Origin of the sequence: Vibrio sp. R-1 (genome assembly GCF_035615595.1) — a bacterium.
In the GTDB taxonomy this organism is placed as follows: Bacteria; Pseudomonadota; Gammaproteobacteria; order Enterobacterales; family Vibrionaceae; genus Vibrio; species Vibrio cholerae.
This window is the reverse complement of the sequence record NZ_WPDC01000038.1, coordinates 13,160-33,730: the sequence shown is the minus strand read 5'-3', so window position 1 is coordinate 33,730 and position 20,571 is coordinate 13,160. Positions and strand designations below refer to the sequence as shown.

General features: G+C 46.3%; 21 protein-coding genes. 5 read left to right on the top strand and 16 right to left on the bottom strand.

What is annotated here, in order from left to right; all coding sequences use genetic code 11:
• Window positions 1-40: 40 nt before the first annotated feature.
• From GOU96_RS10130 to GOU96_RS10070, 13 genes are all read right to left on the bottom strand, one after another.
• Entirely contained in the window at window positions 41-1,396 is a 1,356-nt protein-coding gene (locus GOU96_RS10130; RefSeq protein ID WP_000079390.1) for a sodium-dependent transporter, read from the bottom strand.
• A gap of 156 nt (window positions 1,397-1,552) precedes the next feature.
• Window positions 1,553-3,070, bottom strand: a complete 1,518-nt coding sequence (locus GOU96_RS10125; RefSeq protein ID WP_267780852.1) for a diguanylate cyclase — start codon at window positions 3,068-3,070, stop codon at window positions 1,553-1,555.
• Window positions 3,071-3,133: 63 nt separating this feature from the next.
• Window positions 3,134-3,904 (bottom strand): YggN family protein, encoded by a 771-nt coding sequence (locus tag GOU96_RS10120; protein ID WP_175229915.1) that lies wholly within the window; start codon window positions 3,902-3,904, stop codon window positions 3,134-3,136.
• 245 nt (window positions 3,905-4,149) lie between these two features.
• Window positions 4,150-5,232 (bottom strand): DNA polymerase IV, encoded by a 1,083-nt coding sequence (dinB, locus tag GOU96_RS10115; RefSeq protein ID WP_114711125.1) that lies wholly within the window; start codon window positions 5,230-5,232, stop codon window positions 4,150-4,152.
• Window positions 5,233-5,379: 147 nt separating this feature from the next.
• Complete coding sequence (gene nqrM / locus GOU96_RS10110) at window positions 5,380-5,613, bottom strand: (Na+)-NQR maturation NqrM (protein WP_001091359.1); 234 nt, start codon at window positions 5,611-5,613, stop codon at window positions 5,380-5,382.
• A 16-nt stretch (window positions 5,614-5,629) separates the two neighbouring features.
• The gene (locus GOU96_RS10105; RefSeq protein WP_118088911.1) at window positions 5,630-6,634 is read right to left on the bottom strand and encodes an FAD:protein FMN transferase; all 1,005 of its coding nucleotides are present in this window, start codon (window positions 6,632-6,634) and stop codon (window positions 5,630-5,632) included.
• A 145-nt stretch (window positions 6,635-6,779) separates the two neighbouring features.
• On the bottom strand, window positions 6,780-8,006 hold the full coding sequence (gene nqrF / locus GOU96_RS10100) for an NADH:ubiquinone reductase (Na(+)-transporting) subunit F (RefSeq protein WP_000103964.1): 1,227 nt from the start codon (window positions 8,004-8,006) through the stop codon (window positions 6,780-6,782).
• Window positions 8,007-8,039: 33 nt separating this feature from the next.
• The gene (gene nqrE, locus GOU96_RS10095) at window positions 8,040-8,636 is read right to left on the bottom strand and encodes an NADH:ubiquinone reductase (Na(+)-transporting) subunit E (protein ID WP_000401432.1); all 597 of its coding nucleotides are present in this window, start codon (window positions 8,634-8,636) and stop codon (window positions 8,040-8,042) included.
• Between the two features lie 7 nt (window positions 8,637-8,643).
• A complete protein-coding gene (locus GOU96_RS10090; protein WP_000092895.1) occupies window positions 8,644-9,276 on the bottom strand; it encodes an NADH:ubiquinone reductase (Na(+)-transporting) subunit D in 633 nt (210 codons plus the stop codon).
• Window positions 9,276-10,049: a Na(+)-translocating NADH-quinone reductase subunit C gene (locus GOU96_RS10085; protein ID WP_000157902.1), complete on the bottom strand. Its 774-nt coding sequence runs from the start codon at window positions 10,047-10,049 to the stop codon at window positions 9,276-9,278. The genes GOU96_RS10090 and GOU96_RS10085 overlap by 1 nt, the downstream gene beginning before the upstream one ends.
• Complete coding sequence (locus tag GOU96_RS10080; RefSeq protein WP_000523294.1) at window positions 10,036-11,283, bottom strand: NADH:ubiquinone reductase (Na(+)-transporting) subunit B; 1,248 nt, start codon at window positions 11,281-11,283, stop codon at window positions 10,036-10,038. The genes GOU96_RS10085 and GOU96_RS10080 overlap by 14 nt, the downstream gene beginning before the upstream one ends.
• 5 nt (window positions 11,284-11,288) lie before the next feature.
• Window positions 11,289-12,629, bottom strand: a complete 1,341-nt coding sequence (locus GOU96_RS10075; RefSeq protein WP_050395385.1) for a Na(+)-translocating NADH-quinone reductase subunit A — start codon at window positions 12,627-12,629, stop codon at window positions 11,289-11,291.
• 484 nt (window positions 12,630-13,113) lie between these two features.
• Window positions 13,114-13,434, bottom strand: coding sequence for a BolA family protein (locus GOU96_RS10070; protein WP_000613858.1), 321 nt, complete (start codon window positions 13,432-13,434; stop codon window positions 13,114-13,116).
• A 164-nt stretch (window positions 13,435-13,598) separates the two neighbouring features.
• On the opposite strand from GOU96_RS10070, the gene GOU96_RS10065 reads away from it, so the two are divergent.
• From GOU96_RS10065 to GOU96_RS10050, 4 genes are all read left to right on the top strand, one after another.
• Window positions 13,599-14,729, top strand: coding sequence for a class I SAM-dependent methyltransferase (locus GOU96_RS10065; protein WP_267780859.1), 1,131 nt, complete (start codon window positions 13,599-13,601; stop codon window positions 14,727-14,729).
• Between the two features lie 41 nt (window positions 14,730-14,770).
• On the top strand, window positions 14,771-15,346 hold the full coding sequence (locus tag GOU96_RS10060) for a YajG family lipoprotein (RefSeq protein WP_000737547.1): 576 nt from the start codon (window positions 14,771-14,773) through the stop codon (window positions 15,344-15,346).
• On the top strand, window positions 15,339-15,887 hold the full coding sequence (locus GOU96_RS10055; RefSeq protein ID WP_001140219.1) for a peptidylprolyl isomerase: 549 nt from the start codon (window positions 15,339-15,341) through the stop codon (window positions 15,885-15,887). Before GOU96_RS10060 ends, GOU96_RS10055 begins: the two co-directional genes overlap by 8 nt.
• Before the next feature lie 68 nt (window positions 15,888-15,955).
• Complete coding sequence (locus tag GOU96_RS10050) at window positions 15,956-17,344, top strand: AmpG family muropeptide MFS transporter (RefSeq protein WP_000250605.1); 1,389 nt, start codon at window positions 15,956-15,958, stop codon at window positions 17,342-17,344.
• An 87-nt stretch (window positions 17,345-17,431) separates the two neighbouring features.
• Here the strand turns inward: GOU96_RS10050 and GOU96_RS10045 are convergent, their stop codons facing one another.
• The 3 genes from GOU96_RS10045 to GOU96_RS10035 all read right to left on the bottom strand — a co-directional run bounded on the left by GOU96_RS10045 (window position 17,432) and on the right by GOU96_RS10035 (window position 19,365).
• Window positions 17,432-18,112, bottom strand: a complete 681-nt coding sequence (locus tag GOU96_RS10045; RefSeq protein WP_000120276.1) for a ChrR family anti-sigma-E factor — start codon at window positions 18,110-18,112, stop codon at window positions 17,432-17,434.
• Window positions 18,109-18,693 (bottom strand): RNA polymerase sigma factor, encoded by a 585-nt coding sequence (locus tag GOU96_RS10040; protein WP_000483035.1) that lies wholly within the window; start codon window positions 18,691-18,693, stop codon window positions 18,109-18,111. Before GOU96_RS10040 ends, GOU96_RS10045 begins: the two co-directional genes overlap by 4 nt.
• A 90-nt stretch (window positions 18,694-18,783) precedes the next feature.
• Window positions 18,784-19,365, bottom strand: coding sequence for an LON peptidase substrate-binding domain-containing protein (locus GOU96_RS10035; protein WP_000391276.1), 582 nt, complete (start codon window positions 19,363-19,365; stop codon window positions 18,784-18,786).
• A 327-nt stretch (window positions 19,366-19,692) separates the two neighbouring features.
• On the opposite strand from GOU96_RS10035, the gene GOU96_RS10030 reads away from it, so the two are divergent.
• Complete coding sequence (locus tag GOU96_RS10030) at window positions 19,693-20,502, top strand: outer membrane protein OmpK (protein WP_084981809.1); 810 nt, start codon at window positions 19,693-19,695, stop codon at window positions 20,500-20,502.
• Window positions 20,503-20,571 lie beyond the last annotated feature (69 nt).

Sequence of the window (20,571 nt, the reverse complement as noted above, 5' to 3'; positions counted from 1 at the left end):
CTCATCATGAGGGCTTTTTCTTGCGCTAGCCGCGCTTTATTTAGCCAAACGAAGCCCAAATCACTGTCGCCACTAAAACAGGGCAGACAAATTTCACATACCAAGGCCAGATTTTGCCAAATAAGCTTTGTTGCAGTTCCGGAAATCCGGCTTGCAGCTCTTTCATTTTGGCATCACGCTGCCATACCCAACCACCAAAGAGACAGAACATTAAGGCGGCAGTAGGCTGCAAATATTGCGTCGCTAGAGTGGCAACCAAACCAAACAGGGCACCAAAGTTATAGACAATCACCACACTAAACAGGGCAATCAAACCGCCCAATACCCAGCTGGTTGGCGTACGGCGAGTATTGAAACGCTCACCCACCAGTGCAACCGGACATTCAAGCATAGAGATAGAAGAAGTGAGCGCAGCGATGGTGAGCAGAAGGAAAAACACCATGGCGAAAATCTGTCCCAGTAAGCCCAAGCTATCAAACATCAAAGGTAATACGGTAAAGACTAAGGTATCAGAGCTCAGCAAAGAGCCATCTTGCGCATAAATCTGCACGCCTTTATTCATTGCCACAAACATTGCTGGCAACACAACCAAACCGGCAATAAAAGCCACCGCTGTATCCACCAAGGTCACGCTCATCGCCATTTTCGGCAAGTTCTCTTTCTTACTCAGATAAGAGCCGTAAATCAGCATCGAACAACCCCCAATGGTTAATGAGAAGAATCCCTGTCCCATTGCCGCCAAGATCAATTTACGATCCCACACTTTTTCAAAATCAGGGATCAGATAATGCTTCAATCCTTCCCAAGCCCCTTGCTGAGTCATGATGTAGATAAACAGCACGGCAAACAGCACAAATAGAGCAGGCATGAGTCGGGTTGACCAGCGCTCAATCCCCTGCTTCACGCCACCCTGCACAATCAAGATCGTTAACACATAAAAAATCAGCGTACCAAAAAGATTACGTTCGACACTGAATCCTTTCAGCCACGCACTTGCCGCGGTGAAACCAAACAGATCGGTCATGGCTCCCAGTAAAAAACAGATAATCCAGCCACCCACAATGCTGTAAAAGGCCAAGACGGCACTGGGTACACTAAGGCCAACCCAACCAACGAATCCACCGACTTTTTTCGCAGCAGGTTGAGAGGTGAGTGAACGCATACTATCGACAGGGTTAGCTTGACCATAGCGGCCAATCGCCATTTCCACGACCAACATCGGGAAGGCGACCACAAAGATCAAAATAAGGTAGACCAATAAAAATGCGCCGCCACCATTGCTGGCCGCTTGAGTAGGAAACCCCCAAATATTACCTAACCCGACTGCAGCTCCAGCAGCTGCAAGAATAAAACCGAGGCGAGAGCTGAATGTCTCACGAGAATTTGATTGTGCCATTACGACGACTCACGATACCAACACACTAGTTGACTAGTACATTAATACAAAGAGGAGATTGACTCAATCAGCAACAGAATCATTCGCTGAAAAATCACCCAATCACTTTACTTTTATCGACTCAAATCAAATTTCAAATGATGTATCGTTTAAAATTTAGACAAAGTTTCGCACAACGTATCGATCTCGTCCGTGTTCTTTCGCATGATAAAGTGCCATATCCGCCTGATGGAACAAAGAGAGATAAGACTCCATCTTTGGAGAAATAGCATACACACCGCCAATGCTCACCGTTAGATATTGGCAGAGTGCATCAACCGGATTAGCAATCGCGAGCTGCTCGATTTTGCTTCTCATCTGTTGTGCATACTGTTCTGCATCAAATGCACAGTCCGAAGCTAAAACAACACAAAACTCTTCTCCCCCAAAGCGCGCCACGATTTTCTCGCCATGGAACTCTACCGATTGGAGCACATCAGCCACGGAACATAAGGCTTCATCGCCGGCTAAATGCCCAAAGCTGTCATTGAAACGTTTGAAAAAATCGATATCGACAAGAAACAGCACCAGATAGGCTTGCGGACGATCGCTCAAATAACTTTTAAGCTGTTTTTCTAAATGGCGACGATTGGAAATGCGGGTTAGTGGATCATGCTCAGACTGCCAACGTAACACTTGTTGACTATCCTCCAATTGTCCGACGATTCGGTTGATCGTAGTGGCAAATTCTTTCATCTCCGATGAGATAAAAGTACTCGCATCCGGCATTTTTCCGCCCGATGTTTTGAATTGTTGCAACACTTGACTGGCGGTCGTGATCGGTTTGATCAAGGCAATCACCACCCATAAATTGACTAAGTACATCACCAGTGAAAAGAACAGCAAAGCAAGAATTTCTTCGGTTCGAATGAAGGGAGGATGCTTAATGTGATGGTTAATTTTAAACAATACGCTGGAATTACCGCTGTAATCGAGTTGCTTGATGTATGAGACATCCACTTCGTCTTGCGGTAAGGGTGCATCATTTTTACAGGTTAAGACTTCGATATCGACACCAGTGGCTTGCTCAACCACATTCGCAAACTGGGCGCGAACCTTTTTAATAAAGATTAAGAAACCTTTGTTACACACTTTCCCATCACTGTCACAGACACGAGCGGTGGCAGCTAAATAGGGCTCATCCTCCACCACCATATAACGAACGGAAGTCGAGATTTTATTCACACTTAAACGTGTCGCCTGCTGTAAAATACGTGAAAAATCCGGCAATAAGTGCTCATAGCTAGAGCTCTGCCCCGTTGCTGCGTCATATTTCTTGCCCCAAACCAAATTGCCCTCAGGATCATAGATAAATACGCCATCGAGGAATTGTGAACTGAAAGCGTGCTCGCCAATATTGCTTTGTGTGAACTCAAGGGTGGGTTTTGCAATGAAGTCTGCCATTTCATCCCAAGCGGCATAATCTGCCAAAGAAGCCCCCATCGCCTTACGTTCTAACGACAACAAGGTTTCAACCCGCTGCAGCTCGGCCTGTTGTAACTGCAGCACTTGCGCAACTTCACGATCATGTGACCAGAAATATTTAAAGGTCAGATAAAACATTAAAAAGCCTAACACCACCGCTAACGCATTGAGTGTCGTTAGCCAGCGTAGGCTAAAGTTATTTAAATTCATATCACCATCGTCATAATAAACCTTTACTTAGAACAAAAGAGCGCAGGTCACGCTCTTATCAGTTTAGATGGTGAAGACTTGATAGTTCTTTAGTTGAGGGATCTTTTTGTGTAATTGCTGTTCTTGTTGCGTCATTTTGTTCAGCGAATCACACCACTCTCGTCCTTGTTTCTCAAACGTCGAGCTTTGTTCTTTTAGCTTGCTGTCCAATTTGTTTTTTAAATCCGCCATGTTTTTACCAAGCTGGCTAAGATTCACCCCGCCCTCCTGCTGCATTTTATTCGCCATCACATCAAACGCACTGGTAAAAAATTGCTGCGTGAGGACTTCTTTTCCCTGCGCTAATTTCTGTTGCCATCGAGCTTGCATTGCAGCAAACGTTTCAGCGGGAACAACCAAATCACCATTTTTAAAGTACTCAGCTTTCGCCTCAGCAAACAAGGTAGTTATAGAGGTTTTCACATTATTAAACGCTTGTGGGGCCTCTAAAGAGAGTGCAACATCGTCAACTAACTGATTGGCTAGCTTCAAACTATCGTCTGCCCATCGCTGAGCTTTTGGCAGTAAACTGGTCAACTGCTCACGATACTGACGTACCGCTGCCTGCTGATCTGCGTTAAGCGAAACTCTCTTACCTTGAATATAAAGATTATTCTGCTTATCGATCAGCGCTTTATCACTGCTGGTACGCAGAATCTCAATACGTTGAGTATTAAGATGCACTTCATTTTGGATATCCACCTGACATTGTGCCGCCCAAGTGGAGGAACTCATTAATAGCGCTAAGGTTAAAAACGATTTTTTCATGGTGTTCTCTGGCCGATTTTTTGCCAACTATAATCAATCCTGATGAATACTACGCCAATAAAACGTCAAAAATGACACTTTCCTGCCGTTTATTGTTCAATTCATCAAATCAACCCCCAGATAAAGGAACCCAAAGTTGAACTCTCTCTCATTCATTTAGAGTGGTATATCAATAACAAACACACCATACCAAACGATTTGTATTAGGCGACGAAAGGATAACGCTCTTTATCACCCCACTCCATGATGTCTGTTTTAAGAGAGGCATCGGCCTATTGCCATCCATCACTCGGAAACATCGATAGCTGTTTCATCTGCAATTCCGGCTTAAGCATGACACTTAAACCAAGTAAGCGAATTTCTCGTCCTTGCTGGCGAGTTAACACTTGCTCTAACAGCTCGTGGAAGTAGTCGAGCTCTAATGCAGGGTGAACATGCTCAATGGTTGTCTGTTGGAAATCAGCAAATTTCACTTTAATGCCTTGTTTAATAATGCCTCGCTGTGGATGAGCCCGACTCAAACGAGCATCTAGCTCCGGATACAATTTCTGTTCAATCACTTGCCAACACTCCTGAAACGTCGAAATGTTTTGGCTAAAGGTGTACTCCACACCGACAGATTTTCGTTCCCGCTCAGTCACCACTTCACGTTCATCAATGCCGTGACTTTTTTTCCACAACGAAGCACCTAAACGCCCAAATTGATGCAGTAACTTGCGATAGTCCGCTCGCCTTACATCCGCTCCGACATAAAGACCGGCTTGATGCAGCTTTTCTAACGCCACTTTGCCAACACCAGGAATCTTTTCCAGCGGCAAACTATCGACCATCTCCTGTACTTTGTCAGGCGTCACCACATACAAGCCATCAGGTTTATTTAAGTCGGACGCGACTTTTGCAAGAAACTTGATCGGCGCAACACCAGCGGACGCCGTTAAATTCAACTCTTGCCAGATATCACGTCGAATCGCTTGAGCAATTAAGGTCGCACTACCTTGATAGGCAGTCGATTCACTGACATCAAGATAGGCCTCATCAAGTGAAAGAGGCTCAATCAACGTGGTATAACGCTGAAAAATAGTTTGGATTTGTTGAGAAACACTTTTGTAGACAGACATCCGCCCCGGGATGACATGCAGTTGAGGGCAGAGTTTTAATGCCTGAGCAGTGGGCATAGCAGAACGAACGCCAAATTTGCGCGCCTGATAGTTGCATGTACTGATCACTCCACGCTGCTTTTCATGTCCGCCCACGGCCAGTGGTATCTCTCGATACGCAGGGTTATCCCGCATTTCAACGGCAGCGAAAAAGCAGTCCATATCGACATGGATAATTTTACGAATTCTGTCTTGCATAGCCCACCAATACTGTATACATAAACAGTATAATAATAAGCCATCGATAAGGAAAGTCTGATAAACAATCACCACCGCTAAAAGCGGTGGTTTAGGGATGACAACAAAAAGCCCGCCGGAGCGAGCTTTTTGATGCGATAGCACGGATTATGCGATCCGATCTTTTTCCCAAGCCGCAAGACGCTCGGCGCGGGCGGCTGCTTTAGCTTCACGTTTTTTACGTGCATCACAAGGCTCAGGGCAATTGCAGACTTTTTCGATGCCCACTGCACCTAAACCACCACAGCTGCCTTTCACCACTTTACGTTGGAAAATGTAACCAACGGCCATGGCGGCAATCACGGCCAGAAAGAAACCAAAAGTAATCAAAAAGGTGTTCATTGTTTTATGCTCACTATTACTTACTTAAAAACGGTTTAAAGCTGCTTGATGCGTACTCTTTAAAGCCATCATCCGTCTTCACAATCATTAAAACCGGGATCTGGTTGGCTTCTGCGACAGCCATACCACGCTCTTCGCCCATGACCATTAAGCCTGTTGCTAAGCCATCCGCCGTCATACAAGACTTATCCAGTACCGTCACTGAGACCACGCGGTTATTTATTGGGCGTCCGGTGGTTGGATCGATGATATGTGAGTAACGAACGCCATCTTGCTCAAAGTAGTTACGGTAATCACCGGAGGTTGCGATCGCATAATCACCCGGTTCGATGATCTCTTGTACACTACGCTGATCAACACTTGGCTTTTCTATCGCAATACGCCAGGGAACACCATCACGGTTCAGTCCTTTCAAACGGATTTCTCCGCCAATTTCTACCATGTAGTTTTCGATACCTTGAGATTGAAGGTAATCGGCGACCACATCTACTCCCCAACCTTTGGCAATCGTAGACAAGTCGACATACAGTTCAGGAATATCTTTACTCAGCGTATTCCCTTCAATCGTCAGATGCTCAATGCCAGTAATAGCACGACGTGCATTCAGCTCTTCATCGGTTGGTACCACATCAGGACGGGCTTCTGGGCCAAATCCCCACAGATTAACCAAAGGTCCGACGGTCACATCTAAAGCACCTTCAGTAAGACCGTTCAAACGAATCGCCTCTTTCACCACGGTTAACGTTTGGGTAGAAACGACAAAAGGTTCGCTACTGGTATGCTGGTTAAAACGGCTGAGCTCAGAGTCTTTACGGTAAGTCGACATTTGATCGTTCACTTCTTCAAGGAGTCGATCAATCTCGGTTTGCAGTATTTTCGAATCCGCAATGCCCGGCTGTTGAATGTATTTGATGTTGTAAGTGGTTCCCATGGTTGGGCCACTGAGATGTACCTGCTCTGCGGGCTTTTCACAGCCAGCCAGCAAGAGAAGAGAAGCTAATGCAACAAGCCAATTTCTCACTTGTTTACTCCTTTCATAGTTAAAAATTGATATGGGAAATACCGATGCCCTAAACCAGATAACCATCGACACTTTCAATATCCGATTTGTAAAAAACAATGGCTGACTCGAACGAGCCAGCCATCGCAGTGTAGCGAGTTATCGATTAACCACCGAAGTCATCCAGTAGGATGTTTTCCTCTTCTACACCTAGGTTTTTCAGCATGTTGATCACTGCCGCGTTCATCATCGGAGGTCCACACATGTAGTATTCACAATCTTCTGGAGCTTCGTGATCCTTCAGATAGTTTTCATACAGTACGTTATGGATGAAACCGGTGTAGCCTGTCCAGTTATCTTCTGGTTGAGGATCTGACAGAGCACAGTGCCATACGAAGTTGTCATTCTCAGCCGCTAAGCCATCGAAATCTTCCACGTAGAACATTTCACGCTTAGAACGTGCACCGTACCAGTAAGACATCTTACGCTTAGACTTCAGACGCTTCAGTTGGTCAAAGATATGCGAACGCATTGGCGCCATACCCGCACCACCACCGATAAATACCATCTCTGCATCCGTGTCTTTCGCGAAGAACTCACCGAACGGACCAGAAATCGTACATTTATCACCGGCTTTCAGTGACCAGATGTAAGAAGACATTTGGCCTGGTGGCACATTTGGATTATTTGGCGGCGGAGTCGCGATACGCACGTTCAGCATGATGATGCCAAACTCTTCAGGGTAGTTCGCCATTGAGTATGCACGGATGATTGGCTCATCCACTTTAGACTCATAACGGAACAGATTGAATTTGTCCCAGTCACCACGGTATTTCTCAGGTACATCAAAATCGGCGTACTTAACATGGTGCGCAGGCGCTTCAATCTGAATGTAACCACCCGCACGGAATGGTACTGATTCACCATCAGGAATCGCAAGCTTCAGCTCTTTGATGAAAGTGGCTTTGTTATCGTTAGAGATAACCGTACATTCCCACTTCTTCACGCCAAAGATCTCTTCTGGCAGTTCCAGATCCATATCTGCTTTTACAGCAACCTGACACGCCAAACGCTCACCTTCACGGGCTTCGCCTTTGCTGATGTGATCCAGTTCTGTCGGCAGAATATCACCGCCACCTGATTTGATTTTTACACGGCATTGGCCACATGAACCACCACCACCACAAGCTGAAGATACGAATACACCAGCGCCTGCCAGTGCAGTCAGCAACTTACCACCCGGTTGGGTTACGATCGCTTTTTCAGGATCGCCATTAATAGAAATTGTAATGTCACCTGTTGGTACTAGCTTGGATTTGGCGAACAGAATCACCAGAACCAAAGCCAGTATAATCAGGGTAAACATCACTACACCAAAAATAATAGTAGACATTAACTATTCCTTTATTGCTGCGGTTTACCCGACTTACAGTTGAACACCAGAGAAAGACATGAAGCCCAACGCCATCAAGCCAGCCGTGATAAAGGTAATACCTAAACCACGCAGACCTGGAGGAACGTCTGAATACTTCATCTTCTCACGGATACCTGCAAGAGCGACGATAGCCAGCATCCAACCCACACCAGAACCGAAACCGTATACCACTGATTCAGCAAAGCTGTAGTCGCGCTGCACCATGAAAGACACACCACCGAAGATCGCACAGTTTACTGTGATCAGCGGAAGGAAGATGCCCAGTGCGTTATACAGAGGCGGGAAGAAGCGATCGAGGATCATTTCCAGAATCTGTACTAATGCCGCAATAACACCGATAAAGGTAATAAAGTTCAGGAAGCTAAGATCTACCCCTTCAACCAGTGCATCTGGCTTAAGCACAAGGTTGTACACCAGATTGTTAACTGGTACAGAGATAGTCAGTACTACGATTACCGCAATACCTAAGCCGAATGATGTCTTAACTTTCTTCGACACCGCCAAGAATGTACACATCCCTAGGAAGAAAGAGAGTGCCATGTTCTCGATGAAAATCGATTTCACCAGCAGACTAATATAATGTTCCATGACAACCTTACTCCTTCGCTTCTACTTGTTCTGGTTTGAACGTGCGAATCGCCCAAATCATGAAGCCGATCAGGAAGAATGCTGAAGGTGCGAGTAGCATCAGGCCGTTTGGCTGATACCAACCACCGTTGCTGATCAGAGGCAGAACTTCCAAGCCAAATAGCTTACCTGAGCCTAAAAGCTCACGGAAGAAACCAACCGTCATCAGCACGAAACCGTATCCTAAACCGTTACCAATACCATCAATGAAAGAAGGAATTGGTTCAGACTTCATTGCAAACGCTTCTGCACGACCCATTACGATACAGTTGGTGATAATCAGACCAACGAATACCGACAGTTGCTTAGAAATATCGTACAGATACGCTTTCAGAATCTGGTCTACCACGATAACTAACGAAGCGATAATCGCCATTTGCACGATAATACGCACACTGTTAGGAATGTGGTTACGGATCAGAGAAACGAAGAAGTTAGACAATGCAGTAACAAACATTACCGCTAGCGTCATAACAAATGCCGTTTCCAGCTTAGTGGTTACCGCCAGTGCAGAACACACACCCAGAACTTGCAATGCAATCGGGTTGTTGTCCAAAACTGGGGCTAACACACTCTTTTTCAGCTCTTTTGCGCTAGACATTAGTTAAGACCTCCGTCACGAACTTTTGTCAGGAATGGACCAAAGCCCATATCACCCAACCAGAAGTCGAAGGTGTTTTGTACGCCATTACTGGTCAAAGTTGCGCCAGACAGACCGTCTACGCCATGCTCTGAACCTTGAGGTGCACCACCTTTGACAATCTTGATCGCAGGTTTGTGGTTTTCATCAAACAGCTTTTTACCGACCCATTGAGCACGCCAAGCTGGGTTTTCAACTTCGCCACCCAATCCCGGTGTTTCACCTTGTTCATAGTAGGTCAAACCTGAAACCGTGTTACCGTCAGTTTCTACTGCTACAAACGCGTACATCATCGACCATAGGCCGTTACCGTGTACAGGCAGAATCACCTTGCTGGTTTTGTCGCCGTCTTTCACCAGATAAACCACACCAACATTCGCACGACGTTGGATCTTCGCTTTATCTTGTTCAGCGGTCAGCTTGATAGATTCAGAGGCTTCTTTCGCTGCTTTACGTTGATCGTAGTTAGCTGCATCGCCTTCAACAAAGTCACCCGTGTTGAAGTCAACCAGACGTGGTTCAATGCTTTTATTGAACAATTCAACGATTTGTTTACTGCCTTTCGCTTCAATGCCAGCCACTTGCAGGATCTTGCTCTGCTTGTCTAATGCCGCATTTTCTTTTTGCTTGTCACGCAGACCGACAGCCGCTGCCGATACAATGATTGAGCACACTAGGCTCAACGCGATAACAACAAACAGCGTCTTTTTAATGCTATCGTTATTGCTTGCCATAGCGCGCTAATCTCCGCTTGATATTTCTCTCTACAACCACATGGTCAAACAGTGGCGCAAATAGGTTCGCGAATAGGATCGCCAGCATCATGCCTTCTGGGTAAGCCGGGTTCACAACACGGATCAGCACACACATAACACCGATCAGAATACCGTAAGCCCATTTACCGCTATTGGTGAAGGACGCAGAAACTGGGTCAGTCGCCATGAAGAACATACCGAATGCGAAACCACCCAATACTAGGTGCCAATGCCAAGGCATGTTGAACATTGCGTTGGTATCTGAGCCAATCACGTTAAACAGTGTCGACAGCAGGATCATACCAATCATCACGCCGCCAATAATGCGCCATGAAGCAATGCCCATATAAACAATGAACGCCGCACCAATCATGAGTGCCAGAGTAGACACTTCACCAATTGAACCTGGGATGTTACCAATGAAAGCATCCATCCAAGTGATCGTTTGACCAGTCGCGTTGTTAATCAGTGCACCTGCACCACCTTGTGCCCATTGGCTCAGCGCAGTTGCGCCTGAGTAGCCATCTGCTGCAGTCCATACTAGGTCACCTGAGATCTGTGCTGGGTAAGCAAAGAACAGGAAAGCACGGCCAGCCAACGCTGGGTTAAGGAAGTTACGGCCTGTACCACCAAACACTTCTTTCGCAACCACAACACCAAAGGTTATACCCAGTGCGGCTTGCCACAGAGGCAGAGTTGGCGGAACAATCAGAGCAAACAGAATAGAGGTAACGAAGAAACCTTCGTTGACTTCATGCTTGCGCACCATACAGAACAACACTTCCCAGAAACCACCGACGATGAACACCGTAGCGTAGATAGGTAGGAAGTAGGTTGCACCCAACAGCATTTTACTGCCCCAACCAGCATCGCTTGACATGGTTCCGCCAAGCATTTCGGTTAGCCAGTAGTGCCAGTTACCCGCCACAATCGCCGCGAGTTGATCACCTGAATACAGATGGTTAAGTGCTGCAATAGCTTGGCCGCCAGCGTTGTACATACCCCAGAACATTGCAGGGAACACGGCAAGCCAAACCATGATCATGATACGTTTTAGGTCAACGCTATCACGAACGTGCGAGCTTCTTTTGGTTACCAGACCTGGTGTATAGAAGAGCGTCGCCGCTGCTTCATACAGGGCAAACCACTTCTCGTGTTTGCCGCCTGGCTCAAAATGATGCTCGATGTCTTCAAGAAACTTTTTAAGGCCCATGGAAATTACCCTTCTTTCTCGATCTTGTCTAAGCACTCACGCAGGAGCTGACCGTACTCGTATTTGCCCGGGCAAACGAACGTACACAGTGCTAGATCTTCTTCATCCAGCTCTAAAGCACCTAAGCGAATCGCGCTGTCACTGTCACCAGCACACAGATCACGAAGCAACAAGGTTGGCTCCATATCTAGTGGCATGACCTTCTCATAGTTACCGATTGGAACCATAGATCGATCACTACCATTAGTGGTTGTGGTCATGTTGTACACTTGGCCCTTGAATAGGTGACCAAGGAAAGAGCGAGTCACAGAAAACTTGTTCTTACCCGGCATCGCCCAACCAAACAGTTCTTTATCACGTCCTTCACGAAGAACAGAGACCTGTAGGTGGTAACGACCAAGATAAGCGTGTGGTCCAGTGGCTTTCGTACCAGACAGCACAGAGCCAGAGATGATGCGTACTTCGCCAGGCATGATTTCGCTGTCCACCAGTTGCTCTAGTGATGCGCCCATGACAGTGCGAACCAAACGAGGTTTGTTCACCACCGGGCCGGCAAGAGAAACCACACGCTGGGTGTATAGCTCGCCCGTCAGGAACAGTTGACCTACTGCGATCACGTCCTGATAGTTGATGCTCCACGCCACGTGGTCTGCACTTACTGGATAGAGGAAATGCATGTGAGTGCCAGCTAAGCCTGCAGGATGTGGGCCGTCAAAGACATGTTCTTCAACATTCGGCTGTTGAGAACGTGGCAAGCTGGTGCCTTTTTTACAAACGTACACTTTGCCAGTTGTCAGTGCGGAAAGCACATCTAGACCAGCAACGAAGGCTTCAGATTGTTCATTGATCACAACGGTCGGCTCAGCTGCCAACGGATTGGTATCCATAGCAGTGACAAAAATGGCTTCAGAAGTGGAATCAATGGCTGGAACCTTGCTGAACGGACGAGTACGGAAAGCAGTCCAAAGACCAGACTCAACCAGCTGAGTTTTGATCGCATCGCGATTCAAACTGGCTAATTGATTGGCTTCAAACTTGTCGAAGGTCACTTGGTCATCACCCGCCACTTCAATCACTACAGACTGAAGAACGCGTTTTGCACCACGATTGATTTCAACCACTTTACCGCTGACTGGTGAAGTAAATTTCACACCCGGATTCTTCTTATCTTCAAAAAGAATCTGAGCTTTTTTTACTTCATCACCTACGCGGACATGCATAGTAGGACGCATGCCAACGTACTCTTCGCCAAGCAAGGCGACTTTTTTGATGGCTTTACCATCACTAATCACCTGGGAAGGAGTTCCTGCGATAGGAAGGTCCAATCCCTTTTTTATTGTAATCATACGCACTTGCACTACTTTTATCGGGAAAAAGATTCTTTCATTGCGCAAATTCGAGGCGCACTCCGTTTGCCTTGTCCTTACAACTGAACAACGCTAGCGGAATCCTTACCTCGGTAGACACGACATTGTTTGTGTCCGTTTTTAATGGCTTGAACCATTAAAATCGCAACATCCTTTTAAAAATCCCATCACAAATCATGTGGGGGATTTGTCAGGTGCTGTAGTCTAGCATCTTTTGGGAACTTGATGCCATGACCAATGCCCTGAATCACTGTTTAATTTCAAACGAATCCGAAGTGAAAGGCTAAGAAATCATCATATTTTTGAAGCATCGCACAAACTCACTAAGGCCTATTTTATGTGGGCCTATTGACTGACTTAAGCCACTAAACCCCTGCATAACCTGAAATATTCGAACTCATTTGTTTAAACCGTGTTAATAATTTGCTCAAAATCCAATCAAGCGTTATAGGTATCAAACCTATCATTGAGCGCTTTTGCGCGAGCCCCCCAAACACATTGGGCTTTCTGGACTTTCCTGATTCATTTGCTGCCACTCTTGAGCCGTGTAGGTATGAATGGCGAGCGCGTGGATATGATTCGCTAACTCATCCGCCAAGGTTTGATTGACCAAACGATGACGAGCGACAGGACGCAGGCCGGCAAAGCGTTCACTCACTACAGTGACCTTAAAATGACTCTCCGAACCTCGCGGCACGTTGTGCATATCACTTTCATTAATCACTTTCAGAAACTCGGGCTGAAATTCATCACTCAGCTTCTTTTCAATAACATCTTGAATCATATTGCTTTCCTTGTTGAACACTTGAGTGTCGACAACATGACAAATTGAGAATAGACCATAGCAGGTCTTGCGTGTGGCTAAAAATGCAAAAACCTAGGTTTTCATTTGCTGTTTTATTGCCATCTGAGACAATGCGCCGTCAATTTACTAGAAACACGAGCAATATGAAAACTGAGCTTACTTTGCTTGAGCAGACGCTCACTCTTCATCGTTTCCCAAAGCGCAATAACGAAACTTTGCAAGCTTGGGATGCCGGCGATGAGTACCTCATCCAGCATGTGGAACAACTCGCCCTCCCAGAATCTAGCCACATAGTGATCATTAATGACCATTTCGGCACTTTAAGTTGTTGGTTTAGTCAAAAACATAAAGTCAGCATGATGAGTGACTCCTACATTGCCCATCAAGCGACTCAAGCGAATTTGCAGCAAAATCAGCGTCCGCCAGTTCAGTTACTGACGACGTTGGCTCCGGTCCCTAATGATGCCTCTGTCGTGCTACTGCAACTGCCCAAGAGTAATCGTCATCTGGTGTGGATCCTGAGCCAACTGCGTAAAGCCCTTTCGCCGAACATCCCGATCATTGCGGTGAATAAAGTGAAGGAGATTCATACATCAACCTTGAATCTGTTTGAAAAGCATCTAGGCCCCACCACAACTTCGCTGGCGTGGAAAAAACATCGTTTAGTGTTCAGTTCTGCGACGGTGAATCCCGCTAATGAGGTTAACCCTGAATGCAGTTGGAGCGTTGAGCCCTATGCTATCACCCTCACTAACTTACCAAATGTGTATTCGGGTGAAAGTTTAGATCTGGGTGCCAGATTTATCCTTGAGAATTTGCCAGCCGATCCGACTCTGGAAGACTTTATTGATCTTGGGTGTGGCAATGGAGTGTTATCGGTTCGTCTCGGACAATTAAACCCACAAGCGAAGATCACCTGTGTTGATGAAAGCTTTATGGCGATCGCCTCCGCACAAAAAAACTTACACGACAATCTCGGTAAACGAGATATTCACTGTATCGCCAACAACTGTCTGGATGGTTTCCCAGCGCACAGCAGTTCAATGATTGTGTGTAATCCGCCGTTCCATCAACAGCAAACCATTACGGATCACATCGCGTGGCAAATGTTCTGTGACTCAAAGCATGTTCTGAAAAAAGGCGGGAAATTATGGGTGATCGGCAATCGCCACCTCGGCTACGATGTAAAACTGGCAAGATTGTTTGGTAAAAGTCATGTTAGAGTGATCGCCAACAACAGTAAATTTGTTATCTTACAAGCTATTAAATCTTGAGCCTTGCGGCTGTGTGCACAATAAAACGAAAGGAATTAACCATGAAAAAACTGGTTCTTGCGGCTTCAATCGCTTTACTTACCGCTTGTTCTGCTCCTCAGCAGAGTCAAATCAACGTTAACCCTCAAGCGGCATTAAGCCAAAATGCGATTGTGAATAACAGCAGCTTTTCGCTGGTCAGCAAAGATGTGCGTTCAGCGCAATATGTGGCTTTAGTCGATAGTGGCCGCAACAATATTGAGCCCATTCATCCACGCCAAAATGTGCGCATTACGCTAGAAAACGCACTGGCTGAACAGTTTGGATCGCAAGGTTTCCGTCTCAGCGTCAATAGTGAAAACACCATCACTCTCGAAATCCAAGAACTTTTGGTCTCCGTGAAGCATTCGATCATGGAAAACCAAATGGATGGCAGCGTAGTATTGGAAATCACGGCTGAAACACCAAGAGGTAAGTTGGTGAAAAGCTACACAGGCACCGCAAAGCGTACTGGCGTTCTCAGTGCCTCTAACGATGAAATTGAAACCGTGCTTAATGACGTGATCAACACTGTGCTTAAAGAGATCGCTAACGATGCCGAGCTGCAAAACTACATGCAGGAGCGCTTTAATGGCTAAGTCATGGCTATTGGCAACCGTAGCACTGGTCAGCAGTTGCGTGTGGGCGGGTCCCAAAGTCGCAGTGGAAACCACACTCGGCAATTTCACGATCGAGCTGAATCAAGAAAAAGCACCGATCTCGGTTGCGAATTTCTTACGCTATGTGGATGACGGCAGCTATGTTGGCAGCCAATTTCATCGCGTGATCCCAGGCTTTATGGCGCAAGGAGGGGGCTTTGATGCTTATCTTAATCAGCTACCGACTTACGCCCCGATCGAGAATGAAGCCAGCAATGGCTTGCGTAATGATACCGCGACCATTGCCATGGCTCGTACGCAAAACCCGAATTCGGCTACAAGACAGTTTTACATTAACTTGGTGGATAATGATTTCTTGAACTATGCCGCAAAGCCGCCGGGCTATGCGGTGTTTGGTCAAGTGATCGAAGGGTTTGATGTGATTGAAAAAATGGCTCAGCAACCGACTCAAAATAAAGGTCGAATGCAGAACGTTCCTGTCACACCCATCGTCATTAATAAAGTCACTCGCTTACCTTAAACTGCCTCACCGCACTCCTGAACTCGGGAGTGCGGCAATCATCATAATCACATGCAAAAGGACTCGTTATGGTTCAGCAACCCCGGTCCCATTCTTGGCTAGAACTTATTGTTAGCTATTTTGATCGACGCTTGCTCTGGGTATTTATGCTGGGTTGTGCCAGCGGCTTCCCATGGGTATTGATTGGTTCCAACATGACAGGTTGGCTGAAAGATGCCGGACTCAGCCGCGCTGCCATCGGCTATTTTGGCAGTGTGTTTGCGGTATACGCGATCAACTTTCTCTGGGCACCACTGGTCGATAGAGTCAAGTTACCCATTCTGCATTCGATGCTTGGTCAGCGCCGAAGCTGGATCTTTTTCTGCCAATCCATTGTTCTAGTCTGTACGTTACTGATCGCAGGCGTTAACCCTGCCAACAATCTTATGCTGACCTCCATGTTCGCTTTGGGGATTGCGATTGCCTCGGCGACGCAAGATGTGGCTGTCGATGCCTTCCGGATTGATACCTTCCCAAAGAGTGAATCAACCAAATTGCCACAAGCATCTGCCATGGCGGTCGTCGGTTGGTGGACGGGTTACTCGCTTCCCGGCTACTTCGCTTTCGTCAATGCCGATAGCATCGGCTGGAATGGCGTTTACTACATTATGGCGGGAGTGGTTGGCTTATTGATGTTGTTTACCTTGCTAGTGGGTGAGCCACACACTCAGCGGGATCAATTACAGCAACTAGCTGAAGAACGCCACCAACAGGTTGTCAGCAATCCGGTGCTTAGTTGGTTAACCGTCACGGTCTTAGAGCCGTTTATCGACTTTTTCCGCCGTAATGGTTTTCGTGTTGCGCTGACACTGCTGCTGTTTGTCTTTCTGTTCAAAATCGGCGAAGCCTTCTTAGGACGCATGTCGATTGCCTTTTACAAAGAAATTGGCTTTAGCAATGAACAGATTGGCTACTACTCTAAGCTACTCGGTTGGGGCATCACCATTTTGTTCACCTTGCTTGGCAGCTTAGTCAATATCAAGTTCGGTATTGTGCGAGGATTAATGATTGGCGGTATCGCCATGGCGTCCAGTAATTTGATGTTTGCTTGGATAGCCAAAGTCGGTCCTAATGAACACCTATTTTTAGCGACTCTCTTCGTCGATAACTTCACTTCTGCCTTCTCAACGGTAGCCTTTGTTTCCTTCCTCACCTTAATGACTGGACAGGCTTTTTCCGCCACGCAATACGCGTTGCTGGCTTCATTAGGTAATTTAGGCAGAACCACTATCGCTTCGTTTAGTGGTGAGTTAGCGGATTTTCTGAACGACTGGTCACTGTTCTTCATTTTGACCGCGGTAATGGTGATCCCGAGTTTGATCATGCTTTACTCGCTACGTCATGACTTCACTAAGATGCTGGAAAACGCGAAGCAACATAAAGAAGAGTTACCGCCTGAGGATAAAATCATCCAGTAAGGCGCACACCATTCACCAAATAAACCCTTCACGAAACCAACAAGGGAGCTTCATCGCTCCCTTGTTTATTTTCAGGCTCATCAACGGTTACGGGTAAAGTCCCTTGCCAAACAGGTTAAAGATCCGCGCTACCCCTTGGGTAAAGACCATAGGCTCAGTCAATACGGTTAAGCAAAGGCAGTCTTGATCTTGCGGTGTGCTTGGCGAATGGCAGATTTGACCATCATGCTGCATAAAATCACCCACATCGTAATGACCATTTTCATCACTAAAACCACCGTGCAACACCAAGGTCGACTCAAACCCTTTATGGGTGTGCTGAGGAATAGAAACCCCTTGGCTGATGTACATCAGATTCATCCGTACATTATCTTCCGACTGCAAAGGCAAACTGAACACTTTGCCACCGTAGCTGCGCCACTGCTGCTCAGGTTTAACCAAACGCGCTAAGACTTTGGGAATCGCAATCTGCTTACCGTTTACCGTCACCATTACCGGTGTGGTTTTAACGGGAGTGTTCGATGCCGCTTGCTGCGGCAAGGCCACAATCGAATCGAACATCGCTTGCCAGTTGGCATCGTCTGACAAGGCGACAGAAGAAGCCGCTTGCTGATTGAGTAACTCACCAAGTTCTGCCTCAATCTCATGCACCAAGTCACGACAATGTGGGCAGATTTCCAAATGAGCAGAAATCGCCAAACCATGCGCAGAATCAAGACCGCCCTCAGCATAGGCTGCGAGTAAAGCATAATTAGGGTGATAACTCATAAGGACTCCGCATCCATTGATAATCTTAACTTTTCTACCGCAAGGCGTAGACGTGATTTCACAGTGCCGAGTGGAATGTCGAGCATGTCGGCCACATCTTGCTGGGGGATTTCTTCTAAATAGACCGCTTTGATCACTTGCTGCTGTGCTTCTGGCAGGCGGTCGAGAAATTTCATCACCTGCTCTTTGAGCAGATCTTGTTCCGGTGCGTAGTGATCAACCAGATCAGGAGGACAATAATCTTCCGGCCAAATATCATCGGCCAACACATAAGCGTCACGCCCCTTTTGTCGACGTAGCAAGTCATAACTTAGGTTACGCGCTATGGTGTAAATCCAAGTCGCGAGAGAGCTTTTCTGCCCATCAAACAGACTGGCTTTTTGCCATACGGTTGACATGGTTTCTTGAACCAATTCCAACGCTACCTGTTCACTACCGACATGCTTCATCACAAACTGCTTCAATTTCGGCGAGTAATAGCTAAATACCAGAGCAAAAGCCTGTGTGTCCCTGCTTTTAACTTTTTCCATACACTCTAGCCACTCTTGGCGGCCAAACGTATGAGGTGATGGATTAAACATATAAACTCATCCTTAATGGCTCAGGCGAACACCCTAGTAAGCCTATACGTCAGTGTTACCACTTGAGATCATTCGTCACAAGCAAATTGTTCACGTGTCGAGGTGCGACTCAATGGTACGCTGTAAAAAAGCTAAGGCAGCATGGCAATCTCGCTGCCCAACCAGCACATCAAACTGTCCTTTGCTTAAAGGTAGCAGTTCTAGCCAGCGTTGACAGACCCAGCTCGCATCATCAAAAAAGCACAAACTGTGCAACTCACCAATTTGTGGAAATTGCCGATAGACTTCCTGCAATTGCTCGCCTAAGAAACGCTCCCGCTCTAACAATTCTTGGCTTGGCCAATCCGGAAACCACTGTACTGTAGCAATCCGCAAACCGTCATATTCAACCCGAACTTTGCGAATCGCAAAACGTCGTATACCGACGACTGTGATCCCAAGCAAACCATCACTTAACGTTTCAAAATCAACGATTTTGACTAAAGTCCCAAACTCAGATAATTCGTTTGCATTTTTATTCGACTTACTATCGAACAAACAGAGACCAAATCCACTGCCCGTTTTACTGCACTGAGCGACCATACGCTGATAGCGCGGTTCAAAAATTCGCAGCTTCATTTTCCCTTCAGGAAGTACGACGGAGCTAAGTGGAAACAACATTATCTCTTCCATTACTCACTCCTTTTCATAAATTTACTTAGGTATACGAAAAGAGTTCATTCGTCGATCACTCACTGAATTTGTTGGTTTATCGATTAGCGTATAAGTTTAGTCAACTCGCAACCAAAGCGATTAAGATCACAATAAAAATGCAAAATTGTGAAATACAAAATAAGTTCAAAATTAATTAATAAAGGTGTGATTTCCATCACTCAATGCCTTTAATTTTGCACTTCTTATCACTTTTAATTGCGATTTTTATCGTTATTATGCCCGCCAGTTGAACGAGCTGCAGTTATGCGGCCGCCATACACAACACACTTACAGAGAGTTCCCCTTATGCGTAAATCACTTCTTGCTTTAAGCCTATTGGCAGCAACTTCAGCACCTGTTCTGGCCGCTGACTACTCAGATGGCGATATCCACAAAAACGATTACAAGTGGATGCAATTTAACCTGATGGGTGCTATCGATGAGAAAGGTGCAGGTCCAGAATCTACTCACGATTACTTAGAGATGGAATTTGGCGGTCGTTCTGGCATTTTTGATCTGTACGGTTACGTTGACGTGTTCAACCTGACCTCAGATAAAGGCAGCGACAAAAACGGCGCAGAAAAAATCTTCATGAAGTTTGCACCACGTATGTCTCTGGATGCTCTGACTGGCAAAGATCTGTCTTTCGGCCCAGTTCAAGAATTGTACGTTGCAACTCTAATGGAATGGGGCGGTAACTCAGGTGTTAACACTCAAAAAGTCGGTCTGGGTTCAGACGTCATGGTTCCATGGTTTGGCAAAGTTGGCCTGAACCTATACGGTACTTACGATTCAAACCAAAAAGATTGGAACGGTTTCCAGATCTCGACTAACTGGTTCAAACCTTTCTACTTCTTTGAGAACGGTTCATTCATCTCTTACCAAGGTTATATCGATTACCAATTCGGTATGAAAGATGATGCAAAATACCAAAGCAGCAACGGCGGTGCGATGTTTAACGGACTCTACTGGCACTCAGATCGCTTCGCGGTGGGTTACGGCCTGAAACTCTACAACAACGTATACGGTTTCAAAGATGGCGAAGCTCTACCATGGGCACCCGTTGCTGACTCTTCAGGCGTTGGCCACTACGTAGCAGTAACTTACAAGTTCTAATTGTAGACATCTGCACGCTCCTTCCTAAACAGGAAAAGAGCCTAAACAGTAAAAATGGCGCGACTTCGC

Excerpts from the sequence above, each read along its gene's own strand:
- GOU96_RS10130 (WP_000079390.1), bottom strand. The coding sequence starts at position 1,396 with ATGGCACAATCAAATTCTCGTGAGACATTCAGCTCTCGCCTCGGTTTT.
- GOU96_RS10125 (WP_267780852.1), bottom strand. The coding sequence starts at position 3,070 with ATGAATTTAAATAACTTTAGCCTACGCTGGCTAACGACACTCAATGCG.
- dinB (WP_114711125.1), bottom strand. The coding sequence starts at position 5,232 with ATGCAAGACAGAATTCGTAAAATTATCCATGTCGATATGGACTGCTTT.
- nqrM (WP_001091359.1), bottom strand. The coding sequence starts at position 5,613 with ATGAACACCTTTTTGATTACTTTTGGTTTCTTTCTGGCCGTGATTGCC.
- nqrF (WP_000103964.1), bottom strand. The coding sequence starts at position 8,006 with ATGTCTACTATTATTTTTGGTGTAGTGATGTTTACCCTGATTATACTG.
- nqrE (WP_000401432.1), bottom strand. The coding sequence starts at position 8,636 with ATGGAACATTATATTAGTCTGCTGGTGAAATCGATTTTCATCGAGAAC.
- GOU96_RS10090 (WP_000092895.1), bottom strand. The coding sequence starts at position 9,276 with ATGTCTAGCGCAAAAGAGCTGAAAAAGAGTGTGTTAGCCCCAGTTTTG.
- GOU96_RS10085 (WP_000157902.1), bottom strand. The coding sequence starts at position 10,049 with ATGGCAAGCAATAACGATAGCATTAAAAAGACGCTGTTTGTTGTTATC.
- GOU96_RS10080 (WP_000523294.1), bottom strand. The coding sequence starts at position 11,283 with ATGGGCCTTAAAAAGTTTCTTGAAGACATCGAGCATCATTTTGAGCCA.
- GOU96_RS10075 (WP_050395385.1), bottom strand. The coding sequence starts at position 12,629 with ATGATTACAATAAAAAAGGGATTGGACCTTCCTATCGCAGGAACTCCT.
- GOU96_RS10070 (WP_000613858.1), bottom strand. The coding sequence starts at position 13,434 with ATGATTCAAGATGTTATTGAAAAGAAGCTGAGTGATGAATTTCAGCCC.
- GOU96_RS10065 (WP_267780859.1), top strand. The coding sequence starts at position 13,599 with ATGAAAACTGAGCTTACTTTGCTTGAGCAGACGCTCACTCTTCATCGT.
- GOU96_RS10060 (WP_000737547.1), top strand. The coding sequence starts at position 14,771 with ATGAAAAAACTGGTTCTTGCGGCTTCAATCGCTTTACTTACCGCTTGT.
- GOU96_RS10055 (WP_001140219.1), top strand. The coding sequence starts at position 15,339 with ATGGCTAAGTCATGGCTATTGGCAACCGTAGCACTGGTCAGCAGTTGC.
- GOU96_RS10050 (WP_000250605.1), top strand. The coding sequence starts at position 15,956 with ATGGTTCAGCAACCCCGGTCCCATTCTTGGCTAGAACTTATTGTTAGC.
- GOU96_RS10045 (WP_000120276.1), bottom strand. The coding sequence starts at position 18,112 with ATGAGTTATCACCCTAATTATGCTTTACTCGCAGCCTATGCTGAGGGC.
- GOU96_RS10040 (WP_000483035.1), bottom strand. The coding sequence starts at position 18,693 with ATGTTTAATCCATCACCTCATACGTTTGGCCGCCAAGAGTGGCTAGAG.
- GOU96_RS10035 (WP_000391276.1), bottom strand. The coding sequence starts at position 19,365 with ATGGAAGAGATAATGTTGTTTCCACTTAGCTCCGTCGTACTTCCTGAA.
- GOU96_RS10030 (WP_084981809.1), top strand. The coding sequence starts at position 19,693 with ATGCGTAAATCACTTCTTGCTTTAAGCCTATTGGCAGCAACTTCAGCA.